Below are 19,624 nucleotides of genomic sequence, written 5' to 3'. Positions count from 1 at the left end.
TCACATTCGAGAAAAGGGAACCGGCGGCTGGCTGCCACCACCGCCGGCGTGCTGTCATGCGCTGACAGGATCGAGCCGCTCTCCGGTATGGCGTGTTCGCTGCTGACCCTTGTGAACCATGGTTACGGCATAATCGATGCCCATGCCGTAAGCCCCCGAATGCTCCATGACCAGTGAGACCACCGCATTGTAGGTTTCCTTGCGCGCCCAGTCACGCTGCCACTCCAGCAGCACCTGTTGCCAGGTCATCGGCACCACGCCGACCTGCACCATACGGTCCATGGCACGGTTATGGGCCTCCAGCGTGGTGCCGCCCGAAGCATCGGCCACCATGTAGATCTCATAGTCGGTATCCGCGAGGCAGCTGAGCGCAAAGGTGGTGTTGCAAACTTCGGTCCAGAGACCCGCGACAACCACCTTCTTGCGCCCTTCGGCCGCATTCTTCGCCAGGGCGTCACGGACCTTCCGGTCATCCCAGGAATTCATCGACGTCCGCTCCAGCAGCGGGGCATCGGGGAAGACATCCAGCAGTTCCGGATAGGTGTGCCCGGAAAAGCCATCGGTCTCGACCGTCGTGATGATCGTCGGGATGTCAAAGATGCGCGCAGCCTTGGCCAGGCCGACCGTGTTGTTCTTCAGCGTCTGTCTGTCGATGGACTGTACGCCGAAAGCCATTTGCGGCTGATGGTCGATAAAGATGAGTTGGGAATTCTGCGGCGTCAGTACGTCGAGCTTCGACATTTTTGCTTCTCCTGATCTTTGCTTCATTTGCTGAGCTTGGCGGCCAGCGAGGCCACATGGCGACCCTGATCCGCGGCCAGCTTCAGTTCGATTTCGCTGGGCATGCGTGAACCATCCGCCCCGGCAATGGTCGCCGCGCCATAGGGAGAACCTCCACGGACCTCGTTGGTAACAGTCAATTCGCCGCTGGAATAAGGCAGCCCGGTGATAACCATCCCGTGGTGGGCGAGCGTGTGCCAGAACGAGGTGATCGTCGTCTCGCCGCCGCCGCCGGTCCCGGTAGAGGTGAAGACAGAGCCTACTTTGCCGATCAGTTTGCCTTGCATCCAGAGCTTGCCGGTCTGATCAAGAAAGCTGCGCATCTGCGAGGCCATGTTTCCAAACCTGGTCGGCGTCCCGAAGATGATCGCATCGTAGTCCGCCAGTTCATCGGGCGTGGCAATTCTTGCGGCCTGGTCCGTCTTGAAGCCAGCGGCGGTTGCGGCCTCCGATGTCATGATTTCCGGGACGCGCAAGACGGTAACTTCCGTACCGGCAATGTCTGCAGCACCCTTGGCCACTGCCGCGCTCAATGCTTCGACATGCCCATAGGAGGAGTAATAAAGAACAAGAACTTTGGTCATCAATTCATCCTTTTCAGTTCCGAGTGGTCTGATCTGACGATCGGTTTCGCGTCAGGTCGCGCCCGTCGATCAACCGGCTGCGATCAACCGGCTGCGCTGCTCAGACCCTACTGCGACGCCCCGATTTCTGCGGCGCGCAAGCTGCTGCCGTGGTGCTGATCTTGCTGCCTTCCGGCGGCGCGTAACCGGATAACGGCGACGGCCGGCCGGGCAGAACCTTCGCGCAAAGGCGACGCGCCCATGCCGTGATTTGATTTACGTTTCCGATCAGGCAGGGGCGATGCCCCCTTCTCGTCCGCTTGAGGTCGAGAGGCATCCAGAATGCGTTCTTCGGCACGAAGGTGCTTGTCATTTGCCCGAACCAGAAGCATCGGGCACCGAGCCTCCGACTCCCCCCGCAAGATGCTGCCGGAGCCATTGGCCGGCCTCTTTGACATCCGCGTCTGAAATATCGTGACCGACGGGAAGGACCCGGGCTTCGATCGCGGCACCGCGCGCCCCAAGGCTTTCTGCCAACGCCGACTTTTTGTCGGCCAGGAAGTCGTGTTGGCCCGCAAGTGTCAACACACGCGCCCCGGCCAGATCCACATCTTCGGCATCCTGAAGGACTTCCCTGCCGCGGAGCAGAATGACGCGGCGCAGGACGCCCGGATGAAGCCGGAGGACGGCAGCCAGAAACGTTGCTCCGTTGGAATAGCCGATAAAGGCCAGTTTGTTCGGGTCCAACCCGTAACCGGCCACAGCGCCATCGACAAAAGCGGCAAAGGCATCAGCTTCGCGGCGCAGATCCTCCTGGTCGGCGCTCAGGAAACCGACGCGGCTGAACCACTGGTTTGTTCCCGCCTCGGCGGCCCTGCCCCGCACCCCCAACAGAGTTGCGCGCGGTGCCATGCGGCGCGCGACAGGCAGAAGGTCGGCTTCGTTCCCGCCGGTCCCGTGGAGCAATACCAATGTCGTCCCGTCCGGGTCGTCCGGGCGGTTAAAGCGGTGGACAAAAGGCAGATCGCGGGCCGGAAACCGTTCTTCGCCCGGCATCGAGAACTGCGGCAGCAACGCCTTGATATCCTCGGCGCGGGTACGTTCGCCCGGTGGCATCTGCAACGTCCGGCCAAGATCATCGGGCGCTTCGTCGACGGCCATCCCAGGTCCATCGGTCGCATATTCAAGCAGGATCCCGGCAGGATCGCGCACATAGAGCGACAGGAAGTACCTCCTGTCGTGGACTTCTGTCGGTCCATGGTCCTTAAGCGATTGCCGCATGGTCTGCACTGCCCCGGCATCCTGCGCGCGAAACGCCACATGGTCCGGGACGCCGGCTCCGGGCACGGACGGCACAAAACCCGAAAGCCCCCGGACGTCCACGGCGTCGGTGTCGGAAACCATACGCTGTGTCGTGCCCTCCCGCTCGCCATACCTGTAGCCGAAGCGCGTGATGAACTCCGCGGTCAGTGCGGCCTGCTCCGACAGCAGGGTGACCCCGCGCAGCCTGAGCGGTGCATCCGCAAGAGGAGCCGCAGTCGGCATGTCGACCCCGACCAGTTTCACCGTCATGCCATCCGGATCCTTCAGCCGCAGCACCGGCTCTCCGAACTCGCGTGACGGTCCTTCAAAGCTGATTTTGGCCATGAGAGCCTTTGTCAGCCAGTCGGCCACGGAATGGGGCGGGATGGCAAGCGACACTTCCAGGACTTGCCCAAGGCCAGTCCTGCCACGACCCGTCGCCTCCCACACCAGAAAGGTCAGTAGAGAGCCGGGAGACCCGACGTTGTCACCATACACAAGGTGCAACTGTTCGTCATCGGCATAGCCAGCTGTCTGCTTGACCAGCTTGAGGCCCAGAAAGCCGGCATAGAAGTCGACATTGGCCTGCACGTTGCCGGTGATACCGGTCACATGGTGAATGCCGCTCGTCCCGCGGGTGGGGCCGCTGTCGCTCACTTGCTCCCCTCTCGCGCCAGGACTCTCTGCACTGCCGGATCGGCAGCAATCCGGTCATGCAGCGCCTGAACATGGGGATACTTGGTCAAGCCGTCCGGCAGCACCCTGACCGCCCATCGGATCATCGGGAACGAGTAGGCATCGATAACCGAGCGATCGCCAAGGATGTATTCCCGACCGTCAAGATGACGGTTCAGAACATCGAACTGCTTTTCGACCAGCTTGTGACCCGCCGCAACCACCGCCTGACGGGCCGTTTGGCTGCTGTCAGTCGTGTAGCGGAAGGGCATGAAGATCGGCCAGAAAGAGGCGTGAACATCCGACGTAAGGAAGGCCGACCAGCGGTGCGCCTCGGCCTTGTCACGGAGCCCATCCCCGCCGCCCAGTCGCGCCTCAGGGTGTTTGAGTGCTAGATAATCAAGGATGGCACCGGCCTGGGACAACGTCCAGCCATCGTCTTCGCGAAGAACCGGCACGGCGCCCGCCGGATTCACAGCAAGAAGCTCTTCGGAGCCGTATTGCACCCTGACGGCCTCATACGGCGCACCGATCCATTCGAGAGCGACATGTGGCGCCAATGAACAGGCGCCGACAGCGTAGAAGAGCGTTGGCATAGTTTCTTGAGTCCCTATTACTCGACACTGCAATCGGAAGCGGCACGACCGATCATACAGTTGCATCTTTTCTCGCGGCACTTTTTCTGCAGTGCGTCGCGGGTCTGTGTGAATTAGCCTGCGCTTGGCCACGCCTGATCCGCGTTCCTGCGCAGGCCGGATAACGCTTCCGGATCATTCCGAAGGGATCTGCGTCCCGACGGTTTCGGCGCGTGGCATACTGTCGGCGGCGCCCCTTGCCGCTGCATCGATCACATCGGCGACCGCCTTCGGCTGCGTCAGAAAGACGACATGGCTACCCGGAATCTCGGTTGTGTCTGCACCGATACGCCGGGCCGTGCTACGGAGAAGTTCCGGAGCGATCGCACCGTCCTCGGTCGCAACGATGTACCAGCTCGGCTTGCTCTGCCAGGCGGCGACGGTGACAGGGGCCGAGAGTGCGGCCATCGCGATCGGAACCTGCGCATCGCGCAAGAATGCGGCATCGGCCTCATTGGTATCAGCGGCGAACCCGTCGCGGAAGTGGTCGGCATTCAGATAGGCAAAACCGTCCGACTGCTCTTCCGGCACGAAATTCGGCGGCGGCGGGATCTCGGCATATTGGTCAAGTGTCGACTGGCCGATCTCGGGCGCGAAAGCTGCAACATAGACCAGGCCCACCACCAGCGGATCGGTGCCCGCCTCGGTGATGACGCTGCCTCCGTACGAGTGGCCAACAAGAATGACCGGGCCGTCCTGGCGGTTCAGCACCCTGCGGGTCGCCGCGACATCGTCCGCAAATGACGTCAGCGGATTCTGCACGATGTTGACCGTATATCCGCGAGAGGTCAGTTCATCATACACGCCGCGCCAACCTGATCCGTCAGCAAACGCACCGTGCACAAGAACGATGTTTCGGGCAGGTTCAGCGCTTGCACCAAAACCGACGCTGCCCGCGACTGCCGCAGCCGCAATACTTTTCAGGGTATTTGTCACAGTAATTCTCCTTTTTCCAGCGGTGCGGGTTTTACTGGCACCGTCACATGTTGATTGCTTTGGCCACGACAGATCCGTGGCTGTTGCCCGGCAGGTGAAACGTTGAGCAGTCGCCGCAACGTCCGCGGCTTAGCGGAACATCGCGGGTGAACTCATTCGTTCCGAGTTCCTGTCACGACCGATACGGCCTCATCCCGCGGAAACCGTGTGACCGAACGGCGGGCAGAAATCAGTTGATTTGACGTTCCGAAATCAGGCGCCTCACAATTTTCAACGATAATGCCAACCAAGGGTGCGCTGCACGGCGGGGATGGGATGCGGTCATGAATTGGCGTTGGAAAGTAGCTGTGTTGGTCAAGTTCTAACGCGTCTGTCCGAGCCCCGCGGCGCGCAAGCTGCCGTATTGGTGCCGATCTTGCTGTCTTCCCGCCAGGAGGCCGCAGAAGACACAAACCGGCTCCTTGACCGTAAAGCGGGCGCGTGTCAGTGACATGGACGAGGAAAGTGTCCGCAACCAGCGCCACGCGCATCGGTAGTTGATCACTCGGCGCATCCCCAGTCCGGCGAGGTCACATGGTATTATGGCCCGAGCCTTTGATCTGACGGGCAAGGAGGCTCTCTTTCCGTACTGGTGACCGACGACAGGGCTTTGCGATGGAAGAACCGGTTGAGGCGATACACGGCATTTTCCATGCCACCGTCTCTTGTGCTGCACCACGCGGCGAATGAGGAAAGCTTGGATTCGATGGAGCGAGCGCACCGTTGGCCAGCCGCGCAGGTAATCGGGTGGCCCAAGGTTGCGTGTGCGTAACGCACGGCAAATTAACCTGGAGGTAAAGAGCAAATGGCCGCAGAAGGTGTAGGCCCGATCATAGGCTCGGTGGTGGTGCTGATGGGAGCGGGGGTAGTTGCCGTTCCGCTGTTCCGGCGTCTCGGGCTCGGTTCGGTGTTGGGGTATTTTGCCGCCGGGGCGCTGGTGGGACCATCCGTGCTGGGGCTGTTCACTGATCCCGAAACGATCCTGCATGTCGCGGAACTGGGCGTGGTGATGTTTCTGTTCGTCATCGGGCTTGAACTGCGTCCGCAAAAGCTATGGGCGCTGCGGGGGCAGATCTTCGGACTGGGCCTCGCCCAGGTGAGCCTCGCGATCGCTCTTCTAGCCCTTGCAGGTGTCGCGGTGTTCGCGCTGGCGCCGGTCACGGCCTTCATCGCGGGTGCAGGGTTCGTCTTGTCCTCTACCGCTGTGATCATGTCTACCTTGCAGGACCGCGGCGAACTCGCCAGCCCGGAGGGACAGAGATCCGTTTCGATCCTGTTGTTCGAGGATCTTCTGATCGTGCCTTTGCTGGCGGTTGTTGCCTTCCTCTCGCCGGTCGGGCAAGGCCAAGGCGGCCTCACCGCCCTGGCGACGGCCCTCGCCGGACTGGCGGTGCTTCTGGTGGCAGGGCGTTGGTTCCTTGATCCGTTCTTCGCCCTTCTTGCGCGCGCCCGTGCCCGCGAGGTGCTGACTGCCGGGGCGCTTCTGGTCGTGCTTGGGGCCGCACTCCTCATGGAGACCGTGGGCCTGTCGATGGCGATGGGCGCGTTTCTGGCCGGAGTTTTGCTGTCTGGCTCGAGCTACCGCCACCAGATCGAGAGCGACGTCGAGCCATTCAAGGGCTTGTTGATGGGGCTTTTCTTTTTGGCGGTCGGCATGTCGCTGAACCTCGCCGTCGTTGCCGCGGAATGGCCGCTGCTGCTCGCCATGCTGGTGGTTTATGTGCTGGTAAAGGCGGTCGCAATCTATGCCACGGCGCGGATGTTCGGCGGGACCAGTCTCACCTCGCTGCGTCGCACCGTGATGTTTGCGCAAGGCGGCGAGTTTGCCTTTGTCCTTTACACCGCCGCCCTTGCCGGGGGGGTTATCGATGCTCGTGAAAATGCGATCTTCTCGACCGTCGTCATCCTTTCCATGGCGATGACGCCCCTGATCCTGCTGGCCTCCGACCGTCTGCTGCGCGCACCGGATGCCGCGCTGGACGACATCGAGGCCGTGGATGGGCTGCGCGGGCAGATACTTGTGATCGGCATTGGCCGTTTCGGGCAGATCGCCCTGCAGGTGCTGCTGGCGCGGGGCGCGCAGGTTTCGGTGATCGAGAACAGCCCTGACGCCATCCGCGAAGCTGCGCGCTTCGGCTTCAAGGTCTACTACGGCGACGGGACGCGCCTTGACATACTTCAGAGTGCGGGCGCGGCGCAGGCGCAGGTGATCATGATCTGCGTGGACGACCGCCGCGCCGCCACCGCCATCACCCGACTTGTTCAGCAGGAGTTTCCGAACGCCGCGTTGCTGGCGCGCAGCTTTGACCGCGGCCATTCAATAGAACTGATCCGCGCAGGCGTGGATTACGAGATCCGGGAAACGTTTGAGTCTGCCCTGCTCATGGGCGCCGAGAGCCTGCGCCGCCTCGGGCTGGACGAGGCTTTGGTGACCGACGCGCTGGAAGAGATCCGACGCCGAGACAGGCAGCGGCTGACCGAGCAGGTTCAGGGCGATTTCATGTCTGGGCGCGACAATCTGCTGATCGCACCGGTGCCGGAACCCCTGATCCCGAGGAAACCAGCATTGAAGGGAAATACATGATGGCGAAAACGATCCTTGGGCTCAACGGAAGCCTGCGGCGTGCGTCGTTCAATGCAGGCATGCTGCGCGCTGCAGCCGAGCTGGTGCCCGACGGCGTAGCTTTGGAGATCGGCTCGATCCGCGATGTGCCGCTCTATGATGGGGATCTGGAACAGGCATCCGGCCTGCCGCCTGCCGTCAGGACGCTTCAGGCACAACTCAAGGCCGCAGACGGGGTGCTGCTGGTCACACCGGAATACAACAATGGCATTCCGGGCGTGTTCAAGAACGCCATCGACTGGATGTCGCGCGGGCCGGGCCTGCAGATGTGGGTTGGAAAGCCGGTTGCGGTGATCGGCGCATCGCCAGGGGGGTTCGGCACAATGATGGCGCAGGATCACTGGCTGCCCGTTCTACGAACTCTCAAGGTCAATTTCTGGGCCGAGGGACGACTGATGGTATCGCGAGCGGGTGATTTGTTCGATGGCGATGGGAACCTGATCGACAAAGGCAGCCGAGATCGCCTGGCAGCCTTCATCGAAGGGTTCTGCTCGCGCGGACTCCAGAGCAACGCGTGACGCAGCGGCCGGACTATTTCGGTGCGCCGGCCTCTCGGTTCATGGCGGGACCTTTTTACCGCAGATACGGGTGGGGACCGCGTAATTCGAAAAAACAAGGTTGGGTCTCGGGGAGGCCAACGTCAGGGGCGGACGTTTTGCAAGAAGCGTTCTTGCCCATGGTCCGTGCAATTCTTGTTCGCGCCGCCGGGGGTGGGGATGTATTTCGTCTGGTTCCCACGGCACGATCGCGATTGCGTTTGTCGTGACGAAGTCATCCTATGGTAGGCGAGCGGCAGCTTCCGGCAGCGGGATCCTGAAGCGGTACGAAGCAAGAGATCCGAGGGCACGACGCCGATCAACAGCTGCCTTGACGCGCCTGCTTGTGGAGCGTCTTTATGCATCGGATCGTCTCCTGATCCTTTCCGGTGCATTGGGCAACTGCTTTGGCATCGCCAGGGGCGTGGGGCGAACATGCTGCGCTAATCCCCCGCCGGAGGGCCAGTGGACGGGTGGCAGGCTCGACATTCCAGGAGAAAGACGTATGGCGTGCGCTCGGATGGCTCAGGTTCAATGAACGTCAAGCGTGAACTCGCTGCCAAGATCTCGGCAGCACTTGCCTTGGACTCGGCAGCCGAGGCGGAAGCTGCATTGGCCGCCCTTGCCGCAGATGTGGCGCATAGTGACGTGGGAACCCGGACCGCGCTTGGTCTGCCACGAAAACTGCACTCCGCTCAACTTTCGCTGGCCAAACGCACAGGAACGCCAGCGCAGGTGGCCGGACTGCAAACCTACGCTGTACCCAAAGCCGACCTGCTGGAGGACATCTTCGCGACGGACACGGCTGGTCGGGCGGCGCTTGTGCGGGCGGCTTCGGCGCCTGTTCCGGAGTTGGTGCATCAGATCTGGGTCGGGGGTGAGCCCCCGCCAGCCTGCGCGGCCTGGGCGCGGTGGGCAGAACGGCATGGTTGGGAATACCGATTGTGGCGAGAGAAGGACCTGGAGGAGATCGGGGTCTTCAAAGGCCCTTTGTGGCAAGCGATGTGGCTCGCGGGCGATATGCCGGGCGCGGTAGACGTCGCGCGTTATCACGTCCTGCAGCAAATGGGCGGGCTCTATCTGGACTGCGACTGGTATCCGGCTCGTCTTGATCTGCCCCCCGCCGCGGTCATTCCCGCTACGGGATTGTCCGCCCTGGCGGAACCTGCGCCGCGTTCGGTTCTGGGCCAGAGCCTGCTTCTCTCGAACGCATTGCTGGCCGCGCCGCGTCATCACCCGGTCATGACGGAATTGCTGGCTGCACTCCCCAAGGTGGCGGAACGAATTGGCGATGGACCTGCCTGGTGGACGACCGGGCCACTTCCTTTTACATACGCCGCACGCCAAGGTCCTGTCAGTGTGCTGGACCCTGCTCTGGTCGCGGCGCGGCTGCCGTGGGGTGCGTCGCTGGCCGAGGTTGAGCATCTTGCCTCCAACCTGAAGGGGTCATCCGGTCTTCTGATCGCTTGGAAAAGCTGGTGATCACTGGATCTGTGGCGGCATCAGCTCGGAGATCACGCCGCCCGGCTCGAGCCGGAGCACGACGTCCTGCGGTGCCTCCAGCGTCAGCGCTCGCGACAGCGGCAGCCCAGCATGAAGACCGCGGAGCACCCGCCCGACAATGCTGTGGCTGACCAGGACCACGGCATGTTTGTCAGACATGGCGGCGGCATCCTCAAGCACTCCCCGAAGGCGGACGGTTACCGACTCCAGTCTTTCCCCGCCGGGCGCGTGAAACAGCCATTCCCTATGTGGATGGGCCTTGCGCAGTTCCGGCCATTCCCGTTTGACCGCCGCACGCGTGAGGCCCTCCCACTGCCCCAGAGAAACCTCCCGCAGGCGGGGTTCCAGCCGCAGGTGAGCCGTCGGAAGATATGCGGAGATGAGCCGAGCCGTTTCCACAGCCCGTGGAAGCGGACTGCACCACAGTTGAGCTGACGGAGCATACAAAGACAGAAGTTTGCCGTTTACGTTGGCCTGCTGCTGACCAAGCCGCGTCAACGGTGAGTCTTTCGCGCCCTGATAACGTCCCTCGACATTATACTCCGTCTGACCGTGGCGCAGAAGAAAAATCATGGTTCACCTCATGCGGAATGTTCATTCATCGCCTTGGAATGTCTATCAACTTCTAATCTTTGGAACGAGGAGAGTCAGCCGTCGCGCCTCTGCTCCTGTCTGCGTATCCCGCGCGCGGCAACGGCAAGACGGATCGCGCCGATGAATGAGCCTTGACCTTTTCCTGCATCACGACGGGCCTCTGGGAGGCTGACCGCCGTGACGGCCTCGTCCCCTTGAAGGCCAGGGATCGCGATCCGCGCGGCGGCACGCTGGGGGTGATCGGTCGATCCAGGGCTCCAAAGACTGTCGCAGCCGGAACCGAAGATGGGCGTGTGCCGCGACTGCTTCGTTGTTCGGCCATATGTCCTGGCTTCCGTTCCAATCTGAGAGACCGCACTCGTGCGGTGCGTGGTTGATCGCAAGCGATGCACCGGGCCAGCAATCGCGGCGCCGCAAAAAAGGCCGCCGCGCGCTAAGCTGAACGTGCAATGCCCGCGATCCGTGATCCGAAACAGGTATGCGCCTCGCCTCCTGCATCCCGTTCTCGCTCGGACAGGTCCGAGGCCGGCGGTGCTCCTCCAGTGGGTGGGGCGGACCCGACTGCAACTTCTTCTTGAGGGAACAGCTTTGCTGACGAATGAAAACCTCGCCGCCGCGCCACTCACGAGCCTCAAGAGCGACCGCGCCCAGCCGCGACCGGGCCGGATCCTGCGCCGACTTGCCATGCTGACGTTCTGCTTCGGTGCTGCGTCACCTGCACTCGCAGACGCGCCCGTGGCGGAGGGTCCGGCGCAGCGCGCAAACGCCCATTCCGACATCATGCGTGAAGGGGACGGCGCGTTGCAGTTGACGGTCCATCGCTTTCGCGTGCCAGATGAGGAAGGATGCGGCGAACGGGCAGAGATTCGGGGGAAGCCCGCTTTGGGCGCCCCCCATGACCCAGCAGTTTGTGACGGATTTTCGATGCGCTTCGATACCTACTCGCCAAGCAACAACCATCGCGGCGTCATGACGCAATCGAGGAGAGAGATCGGCCTGAGCACAGAGGATGATTTCCTCGTCCCTGCCCTGCATCTGCGCACGGACGTCGCCTACACAACGGTTGGAGCAAATAGCTCGAACGGCGATGTGATCACGACGCGCGGCGGCTGGATCGGGCATACCTATGCGTGGGCGGGCGATCAGAAGTACCTGAATTCAGCCCCTCACGGTGGCGGCGCTCGTGACACCTGCACCCTCTTTATCGACGACATCATCGGATCCTCCGATTACACCGGCGCTCCCCCTCCCCCGGTCACGACTTGCGACGCGACCAAATGAAGATCGCATTCTATGCACCTCTCAAGCCGCCCGGCCACGCGGTGCCGTCGGGGGACCGAGCGGTAGCCCGGTTGCTGATGGACGCACTTACGCAGGCAGGGCATTCGGTCCGACTGGAGTCGGACCTGCGCGTTTACCTGCCAGACGCGTCTGACCATAGGGGGCTGGAGCGGGCAGAAGCCGCCGCTGTCGCCGAGCGCGCCCGGATAGCCGCGAGTTGGCAAAAGGGACAGCGGCCGGACCTGTGGTTCTGCTATCATCCCTACTATAAATCTCCCGACCTTCTTGGGCCCGAGCTTTGCCGTCAGTTCGATCTGCCATGGGCGAGTGCAGAAGCTTCCCTGTCGAGGCGCCGGTCGAACGGTATATGGGGCACCACACAGGCAATGGTCAGGTCGTCGGTGCGGGCAGCGGCGGTGAACTTTGCGATGACGGCACGGGATCAAGCGGGCATCCTGGAGAATGAACCCTCGGCGCGGATCATGCGCTTGCGGCCATTCCTGGACATCAACCGCGAACAATCGACGGCCACCAGAACCGGACCCATGGTGACCGTCGCCATGATGCGCGACGGTGACAAGATGCGCAGTTACACAGCCCTTGCCGCCGCGCTGTCGCTTTTGCCGGAGCGCATTGATTGGCGGCTCGCAGTCGCAGGTGACGGCCCCCAAGCCGAGCAGGTGCGCAAGATGTTCCCTTCCGGCCGGGTGGATTGGCTGGGCCAGTTGACAGCAGAGGCCGTCCGGCAACTGCTTGTGCGCTCGTCGTTCTTTGTATGGCCCGGCTGTGCCGAAGCATATGGTATGGCATATCTGGAGGCACAAGCCGCAGGACTTCCGGTTGTTGCCTGGGCTACCGCAGGCGTCCCCGAGGTTGTGGAACACGGGACGTCCGGGCTTCTCTCGAAAGAAGGTGACTTGCTGTCGTTGGCGCGTGACGTGGAGAGGTTGCTAACTGATGACGGGCTGCGCAACCGGATGGGCCGTGCGGCTCAACTCCGCGTTCGCGACGAGCATGGGATCGAGCGCGCGGCATCGGTTCTTTCGGAGGGATTGAAGTTCGCAAGGGGTGCGATACACTGAACAAGGCGAGGCCGAGCGCGTTCCGGCGGATCGTGCAGCGGCAGGCCGGGCGGTGCGAATATGGATGGCTTACGGCTGTGTCGCTTGCCGATCTACCCAAACGCGCTGGCGCTGCCCGATGCCTTGGCGCTGCGTCGCTAGTCCTGCTCGGGCGACTGAGCATTCAGCGCGTGCATCGTGCGCGCACTGCTTTTGGCGCAGCTCGTCACCAACTGAAGGAAGCAGTCTCCATTGATGTGCAGCGCCTCGACGTCGGTAAGAGCGACGACCGTCGCCAGGCGAAACGTGTCGCGCAGCAGGGACGATTGCCCGACGATCGCGGCTCCTGCGTTGCTGCCGGTCTTCACCGTATGCCGATCATGAGCCGCCCGTCGAATCTCGACTGAACCGGACAGAATGACATAGGCACCAGAACTGGGTTCGCCTTCGCGAAACAACACGTCGCCTTGGGCGAAGCTGCGCCGGGGCGAAGAAAGGCACAACAGCTTGAGGAGCCCCAGGTCGATTCCCTGAAATATCGGCAAGTGGCGCAGCAAGTTGACTTCTTCGTTGAGCAGCATCCCAGGACCCCTTTCTCTGCAGTTCAGGCACCGCGTTTGGCTGATGGCTCATAGTCACAATCTAAATCGGATTCTTGTGTCGTCACCTGTCTCGATCCGGCGCCGCCGGTGTCTGAGACGATCTTCCCTCCGGAAAACAATATTGTTCTGGAGAAGTGGTGGGCCAAGGCCGCATTGGCAAGGATCCAGATCACGGCGGGTGGATCGGGCTGATCCCCCAGGAGCTGCAATATCCCTTGCATCAGGCGCTCTTGATAGGCCGGGTCGATACCGGCCAGAGGCTCGTCGAACACGTAGAGCGCGGAGCGGCGAAGCAGCACGCGCGCCAATGCAAGCTTCTGTCGCTGCAGCTGCGACAGTCGCTGCCCGTTCACGCCAATGTCGTATGCCAGTCCAAGGCCGAGGATCCCGTCCCGCAACGCCTTGTCTGCCGCCATGAAGTCCCGAAAGACCGCCTGGACGATTTCGGTGATGCGCTCTTCCGCGTTGCCGACGCGTCGGTCAATCTTCCCGAACAGCACGTTGTCGACCAGCGACGCGCCGCGCATGTAGCTGTTGGGGCAGTATGGTTGAAGCAGCCCCCGAAGCTCCTCCGGCATCTGCTGGTCCAACTGGTTGCGCGCGACGACCAGCCGCTCGCGCAAGTCGGCCGAAAGAAGATTCATTCGATGGTTCGGTTCAACGTAGCGCATTGCCAGACGGATGAGACTAACGCGATCCTCAATCTGTGCGGCCGCCAAGCCACCGAGACTGGTGCGTGCGAGAACCTGCTCCAGAACCGGCAGGTCCTCGGGGGTGACGTGCGCCAGCCATCTCAGCAGGTCAGGATTGCCTCCTGCCTCCGCGAAAAGGTCAAGCGTGACGCGCGCAAAGCTCCAGCCAAGATCGAAGAGCGGCGCCGCCAGCCCGAGGTCGATGAGTATGTCACGGAAGAACGGATGCTGGACGATCGGATCGATCGATCGCTTGGGATCCGTGGGCAGCCCGAACAGCAGGTTCTCGCCGATTGTCGACTGGTCGTTGTATTTTTCCCGCTCGAAGGACAGCATTGCCTTGGAGAGGTTGTTTTCCTGAAGACGCTGACGGACCGCGCGCCGCATCTGAAGCACACCGTCACTGATGGTCGGCTGCAATGCCAGATCCGCCTTGCTGAAGGCCGCAATTGTGATCAGGTCGCCGTCAAACTCCACCGCCTGCATGACCCGGAGCGCCGCCTCGAGAAGATCCTTCTTTTCGGACGGTGGCTGAACGGAGCCATAGTCAATCCAATCCGCGTTCTTGTCGAAGACAGGATTGCCCGTCCGCCGCGCCTCGCGCACATCCCATTCCTGCGGGTCCTGTGACGTCGTACCCTCGTCGTTTGATCGCGGGTTCGGTCTTTGCCTCAGCCCGTAGAGAGTGTTCTCCAGGATTGTTCCTGGCAGCAGGTTCGGGCTCCCCGACACATATCCGATGGCGCGCCCCGTCACCCGCTCTGGGAGGTTATCCAGCCTTTCGCTGCCAAGCGCGACATGACCGAATGACGGCGTGACCAAGCCCGTGACAAGTTCACCTATCTGCGTCGCGCCGCTCCGTGAATCCCCGACCAGCGCCACAGTCTCTCCGCCCGGGATCTCGAAGCAGATATCATCAAGCAGCATGTTGCCCAGATCGCTCTTGACGGAGACATGCTCCAGAACCAGAGGCAGCAGGGGGCCTTCCGGTGTGGTGGCGTCCATGTCCTGTCGTAGCGGATCTATCAGGCCTTCGTCCTGGAATTGCTCCATGACCTGGTCGTATCTGACCTGAGTGTCCTGCCGCGCAAGGTCCCAGTCGATCAATTCCTTCAGAGGTCCGGGAAGTTCCCTGTAGGCGTTTATCACGGCAATGAGCTGCCCCAGATCCATTGAGCCCTGGATCGTGAGATAGCCGCCAAACAAATAGAACAGGAAGGGCGTCAGCTTTGCGATGAAGTTGTTGAAGAACTTCACCAGGAATTTCCACCGGTAGATGTCATAGCGGATCCCGTAGATCCGCCCCAGTCGCGCGGCAACGTTTGCCCGCTCCCAGTTGCTGGCATCATTGACGTGGACGGCGTGAATTCTGTTGACGACCTCGGTGACGTGGCCTGCAAGCTCGCGGGCCGTGAGCTGGCGTCTGCGATTGAGGATCAGCAATCTTCTGCGCATCCGCAGGATGATCGCAACCTGAACCACGGCCATGACCATGGCAACCACGCCCAGCCAGAAGTGCTGGATGAAGATGAAGGTCAGGGCCGTCAGCGCCTGCCCCCCCAGCAGAGCGGGTTGAACGAACGCATCGCCTGAGAAACCCCCCAGAGGCTCCGCCTCGTCCTTGATCATGCTGGAGACTTCGCCAGCCTTGGTCTGGCGAAAGCGTTCCGGGGGAAAGCGAAGGACCCGGTCGAGCAACTCGAAACGGAACCGACGCAGAAGCCGCTCGCCCATCCGCCCCTTTGCCAGGTTGATGTAGTACTTGAACAGCCCGTTAACCAGGACGAGGGCGAGAAACGAAAGGCATAGCGCCACCAGCAGCTGAACCCGGTCCAGCTGGAAGCCTTCGAAGATGCGGATCGTGCCCAGGAAGTGGAGGTTCGGGGCCAGCTGCAGGAACGCCTGGGTGTCGCCTGGCTGTTCGAATCCCTGCCCTTGCAGCGGTCCGTTGACGATCTGCTTTGGCAGGTTCAATGCAACAAAGTAAGGGATCATGGAGATCGCGACCACAAGAAGGATCACGATCTGCTCGCGCCGGGTATGGGTCCAGATGTAGCGGAGCAGACTGGTCTCTGTCACGGATCGCTGACCATCTCCCGGCCTCCGTCCGCGGGAACGCCAGGTTGTTCCGGTCACAGCGGAGGAGCGTTTCACGCTACGCCCCGGGCAAAGCTGCACAGAAGATCAGCAGTCCGCTGTGCGCCATTCAGGTCTGGCTCCAGACTTGCCGGTTCGGCACCGTCCAGAGCCTGCCGGATCGCGGTCGCCAATGCAAGCCCGTCAAGGTCCGACTCCGGCAATACGAGCGCACGCCTGGCCGCGGCCAGCCGTCCTGCACGGACGGATTGCTCGGTCTCACCCTGATCCGCATAGGGGATCAGCACCGACCGGCAGCCCGCACGCAGGATGTCGCATACCGTGTTGTAGCCGGCCTGCGACACCGACAGGCGCGATGCGGCGAGCAAGGATGCAAAGTCCTTCCGAAATGTTTCGACGGTGACTTGTCCGTCAGGAAGGTGTGCCGCCCCGTTCTTCAGCTTGTCGCGCACCTGCTCGGGAAGGTTTGGGCCGGCGATAATGCAAAAGCGCAGCGAGGGGAGGTGGCGTGCGGCTGCCAGCGCGGCCATTGCTACGCCCTCGCCGAACGCGCCGCCACCTGCCGACACGACGACGTCAAAGCCTTCGCTCGACGGGACAACGCGCGGCGGCGCCACAAGCCCCGTATAGGTCACACGTGACGCGATGCTGTCCACGAGGGGAAAACTCTCGGCTAGGTTGACGAACTCGGGGTCGCCGTGAACAAGAACATGATCGTAGTGCTGCTGGATGAGTTCGACCGTCTCGGCCGCGCGCTCGGGCCGCTTTTTCACCTGCAGAATGTCCCGGATCGACGCACAGAGGAGGGGTCGGGGACGCTGGAGCGAAATCGCATGCAGCAGCGGCAAAAGCTCGAACCGCATCTGGCGTCGACCGAAGGGGAATGCCTCTGTGACGACGACGTCCGGTGCCACGCTTGCCAGCGTGGCCAGCAGCAGATCGCGCCGCCGATCGAGGTAGTCCTGCGTCACAAGCTCACCGTTCTCGTCGGCGAGCCCCGCAAAGCTTCCCCCTGCGGCTTGAAGGGGAGGCAGCGTTACCGTCTCGATACCTTCACCTGGAAAGCCCGGCACAGCTCGCCCGCCGGTGACCATGACCACCCGACCACCTTGTGCCGCCGTGGCGGCCGCAATACGGCTCGTGCGTGCCAGATGTCCTACGCCCAGGAGATGCTGAACGTAAAACAGGATGCAGGGCGAGGTGGGCATCATCTGCTCCAACTGGTTCTGAACAGGGCCGTGAGCCGCGCGATCCCCGGAGAGTGGTCGAAATCCCGAACCACACGCTCGCTTGCCGCCTGTCCTAGCCGTTTTCTCAGCGAGGGGTCCGCAATCATCCGCGACAGGGCTTCTGCCAGTGCGGCGGGATCTTCGGGGGGTACGAGCAAGCCGGTCTGCCCGTCGTCTATGAACTCGGGGATTCCCGAAATATCGCTGGCAACTGCCGGCAAGGCCTGACTCGCGGCTTCGACGATGACGTTCGGCAGACCGTCGCGGTCTCCGTCTCCGGTCTGCCGGCTGGCGAGGACGAATACATCCGCCTTGCGATAGGCGTCGAGGACCTCGTGCTGGGCGCGCGCGCCCCAGTGCGACACGCGATCGGCCAGCCCTAGCCGCGCCGCCTTCGCCTGAAGTTTCTCCAGCTCCGGGCCCGAGCCGATGTGAACCAGATTCCAGTTCAGGTCCCCGGGCAAGCGGGCCAGCGCTTCGATGAGTATGTCTAGCCCCTTCTTGCGAACGGCGCGGCCCACGGAGAGCAGACGAACCGGATTCAACGGATCAAGGCCGTCGCGTGCAGGTCTCGCATCGGATGGCACACCGAAACGCGACAGATCCAGCCCGTGATAGACGAGATGCACGCTCGCCTCCGGTGCAAGTTTGGCAAGGCGGTCATGGCCGACCGCGGTGCAGGTTACCGTCCAGTCGGCTGAAGCCAACTTTTCTTGCAGATCCCAGTCCGGTGTTGTCCAGATGTCCTTGGCATGCGCAGACATGGTGAACGGGAGCCCCCGCATCATCGCCGCGTAACGGGCAACCGAAGCCGGAGTATGGGCAAAATGTGCGTGAATCCAGACCGGACCCGGCGGCAACTCGGCCGCCATCACCAATGCCTGTCCAAAGCGCCGTCCCCTGTTTGCAGATGGATCCCGCACCAGGTCACGCAGAAAGGTGGGGAGCGTCTCCCAGAACCCGCGTCGCCGGATGCCAGCCATGAGACCCCGCAGAACCCGGATGGGCTGCAGATAGAGATACTCTGGCAGATAGTCGACCGGCGCTGCCGTCTCCTCGTGGATGGGGTGGCGCTTCGTGTCGGTTGGATTTCGCAACGAGACGATGCGAAGTCGAAGTCCCGCTCGCTCCAGCCCGAGAAGCTCCTGGGCGATAAAGGTTTCCGAGAGGCGCGGGTAGCCTTTGACAACGACGACCAGCAGGCGATCACGGATCATGAATTGGCGATCCGCAAGGGATGAAGATCGTTTCGCCGGCGCTGCTCGAGCCATTCCCCCACGTCAGCGACAATCCGTTCTCGCCCGTCAAGGCTTGCGAGCCCGGCCGCGACAGCCGCGGTTGCCTCGGAGGGTCGCGCGGCCTTTCCGAGAGATCTGAGCGCGGCAGCCATCTCTGTAGGAATGGCTGCCCGTTCAGCGGGAAGCCGTTGAACAAGACCCAGGGCGGCGGCGCGATCCGCACGGATGGCTTGCTCCATTCGGGGCTGCGTGCGCGGGACCAGCAGCGCCGGCCGGTCAAAGCTGAGGATTTCGCAGAAGGTATTGTAGCCGCCCATAGCGACGACGGCCGAGGCGTTGGCGATGATATCTTCCATCCGGTTGTCGAAGTCCATGATCTCGATCGCCCGCAGTCCCCAGGCCTGCTGCAAAAGCTCAGCGCGATCCTTGGCAGCCATATACGGGCCGAGCACCACAACAGTACGCGGGAGATCGGGATCCTGGCTATGTGCGCCCAAGACGGCCCGGATCAGGTTCATTCCATCACCGCCGCCGCCTGGCGTGACAAGGACATAACCTCGGCCAAGACGCTCGCTCGCATCGTCGATCTTGGTGCGATCCCGGCGCAAGAAGCCCGTGTACCGCATGCGATGGCTTAATCCCGGAGGCAGATCCAGCCCCACAAGGGGGTCGTAAAAGCCCTTCGGCCCATAGACCCAGATATTGTCGTAGTAGAGATCGATCTTGTTCAGGATGTTGCGGCGGGCCCATTCGGCGGCAAGAAGATCGGGTGCATCCATGACGTCGCGCAATCCGAGAACCAGATGCGTACCCTGCGCCTTGAGATAGCACAGGGTGTCTTCCAGCTCGCCCCGCAGGCCGAGAGGTTCCTTGTCAGTGATGAATATGTCGGGCCGGAGCGCTTCTGCCGCGTTGCGGATCAACGTCCGCCGCACCCGCAGCGTTTCCTCCAGCGATACATGCTGGGCCATCGACTGGTACTCGCCGTTGCGCAGCTTGATGATGCTTGGCACCTTCATGAAGTCGACCCTGGCACGATAGTCGAACGCGCCCGCGATCGGAGCCCCAGAGACGATCATGACAGACAGGCCGCGATACGCAGCAACAAGTGCATGAGCGATTTCGCGGCATCGACGCAGATGCCCCAGCCCGAATGTATCGTGGCTGTACATCATCACGCGAGTCTTCTCGAAATGAGCCACAGTCATTCTGCCTTCTCGGAAAAGGTGGAACCGGCA

General features: G+C 62.2%; 16 protein-coding genes. 5 read left to right on the top strand and 11 right to left on the bottom strand.

All coding sequences use genetic code 11. From position 1 onward, the window contains the following. Positions 1-54 precede the first annotated feature (54 nt). The 5 genes from ACFSGJ_RS00695 to ACFSGJ_RS00675 form a co-directional block, all read right to left on the bottom strand. Positions 55-741, bottom strand: coding sequence for a hydrolase (locus ACFSGJ_RS00695; RefSeq protein WP_390258604.1), 687 nt, complete (start codon positions 739-741; stop codon positions 55-57). Positions 742-764: 23 nt separating this feature from the next. Beyond that, positions 765-1,364, bottom strand: coding sequence for an NAD(P)H:quinone oxidoreductase (wrbA, locus tag ACFSGJ_RS00690; protein ID WP_390258601.1), 600 nt, complete (start codon positions 1,362-1,364; stop codon positions 765-767). A gap of 348 nt (positions 1,365-1,712) precedes the next feature. Continuing rightward, on the bottom strand, positions 1,713-3,302 hold the full coding sequence (locus ACFSGJ_RS00685; protein ID WP_390258599.1) for a VOC family protein: 1,590 nt from the start codon (positions 3,300-3,302) through the stop codon (positions 1,713-1,715). Continuing rightward, positions 3,299-3,982, bottom strand: coding sequence for a glutathione S-transferase family protein (locus tag ACFSGJ_RS00680; protein WP_390258597.1), 684 nt, complete (start codon positions 3,980-3,982; stop codon positions 3,299-3,301). Before ACFSGJ_RS00680 ends, ACFSGJ_RS00685 begins: the two co-directional genes overlap by 4 nt. 108 nt (positions 3,983-4,090) lie before the next feature. Continuing rightward, entirely contained in the window at positions 4,091-4,891 is an 801-nt protein-coding gene (locus ACFSGJ_RS00675) for an alpha/beta hydrolase (protein ID WP_390258595.1), read from the bottom strand. An 844-nt stretch (positions 4,892-5,735) separates the two neighbouring features. On the opposite strand from ACFSGJ_RS00675, the gene ACFSGJ_RS00670 reads away from it, so the two are divergent. From ACFSGJ_RS00670 to ACFSGJ_RS00660, 3 genes are all read left to right on the top strand, one after another. After that, positions 5,736-7,514: a monovalent cation:proton antiporter-2 (CPA2) family protein gene (locus ACFSGJ_RS00670; RefSeq protein ID WP_390258592.1), complete on the top strand. Its 1,779-nt coding sequence runs from the start codon at positions 5,736-5,738 to the stop codon at positions 7,512-7,514. Continuing rightward, a complete protein-coding gene (locus tag ACFSGJ_RS00665; protein WP_390258590.1) occupies positions 7,514-8,071 on the top strand; it encodes an NADPH-dependent FMN reductase in 558 nt (185 codons plus the stop codon). The genes ACFSGJ_RS00670 and ACFSGJ_RS00665 overlap by 1 nt, the downstream gene beginning before the upstream one ends. 552 nt (positions 8,072-8,623) lie before the next feature. Beyond that, positions 8,624-9,571, top strand: coding sequence for a glycosyltransferase family 32 protein (locus ACFSGJ_RS00660; RefSeq protein WP_390258587.1), 948 nt, complete (start codon positions 8,624-8,626; stop codon positions 9,569-9,571). Here ACFSGJ_RS00660 and ACFSGJ_RS00655 read toward each other — a convergent pair whose 3' ends face one another. Next, positions 9,572-10,165, bottom strand: a complete 594-nt coding sequence (locus ACFSGJ_RS00655; RefSeq protein ID WP_390258585.1) for a histidine phosphatase family protein — start codon at positions 10,163-10,165, stop codon at positions 9,572-9,574. A 609-nt stretch (positions 10,166-10,774) separates the two neighbouring features. On the opposite strand from ACFSGJ_RS00655, the gene ACFSGJ_RS00650 reads away from it, so the two are divergent. Both ACFSGJ_RS00650 and ACFSGJ_RS00645 read left to right on the top strand, forming a co-directional pair. Then, positions 10,775-11,467: a hypothetical protein gene (locus ACFSGJ_RS00650; RefSeq protein ID WP_390258583.1), complete on the top strand. Its 693-nt coding sequence runs from the start codon at positions 10,775-10,777 to the stop codon at positions 11,465-11,467. Further along, entirely contained in the window at positions 11,464-12,549 is a 1,086-nt protein-coding gene (locus tag ACFSGJ_RS00645; RefSeq protein ID WP_390258581.1) for a glycosyltransferase family 4 protein, read from the top strand. The genes ACFSGJ_RS00650 and ACFSGJ_RS00645 overlap by 4 nt, the downstream gene beginning before the upstream one ends. A gap of 137 nt (positions 12,550-12,686) precedes the next feature. Here ACFSGJ_RS00645 and ACFSGJ_RS00640 read toward each other — a convergent pair whose 3' ends face one another. The 5 genes from ACFSGJ_RS00640 to ACFSGJ_RS00620 all read right to left on the bottom strand — a co-directional run bounded on the left by ACFSGJ_RS00640 (position 12,687) and on the right by ACFSGJ_RS00620 (position 19,594). Next, entirely contained in the window at positions 12,687-13,109 is a 423-nt protein-coding gene (locus ACFSGJ_RS00640; RefSeq protein WP_390258579.1) for a cyclic nucleotide-binding domain-containing protein, read from the bottom strand. 23 nt (positions 13,110-13,132) lie between these two features. After that, entirely contained in the window at positions 13,133-15,901 is a 2,769-nt protein-coding gene (locus ACFSGJ_RS00635; RefSeq protein ID WP_390258577.1) for an ABC transporter transmembrane domain-containing protein, read from the bottom strand. A 71-nt stretch (positions 15,902-15,972) separates the two neighbouring features. Then, entirely contained in the window at positions 15,973-17,127 is a 1,155-nt protein-coding gene (locus tag ACFSGJ_RS00630; protein ID WP_390258575.1) for a glycosyltransferase family protein, read from the bottom strand. Then, positions 17,127-18,365, bottom strand: coding sequence for a glycosyltransferase family 4 protein (locus ACFSGJ_RS00625; protein ID WP_390258574.1), 1,239 nt, complete (start codon positions 18,363-18,365; stop codon positions 17,127-17,129). The genes ACFSGJ_RS00630 and ACFSGJ_RS00625 overlap by 1 nt, the downstream gene beginning before the upstream one ends. After that, entirely contained in the window at positions 18,362-19,594 is a 1,233-nt protein-coding gene (locus ACFSGJ_RS00620; protein ID WP_390258572.1) for a glycosyltransferase family protein, read from the bottom strand. The genes ACFSGJ_RS00625 and ACFSGJ_RS00620 overlap by 4 nt, the downstream gene beginning before the upstream one ends. Positions 19,595-19,624: the final 30 nt, after the last annotated feature.

The organism is Halodurantibacterium flavum (genome assembly GCF_042681825.1).
GTDB lineage: Bacteria > Pseudomonadota > Alphaproteobacteria > Rhodobacterales > Rhodobacteraceae > Halodurantibacterium > Halodurantibacterium flavum.
Note: the sequence above shows the minus strand (reverse complement) of the source record. Positions and strands in the feature narration are given on the sequence as shown.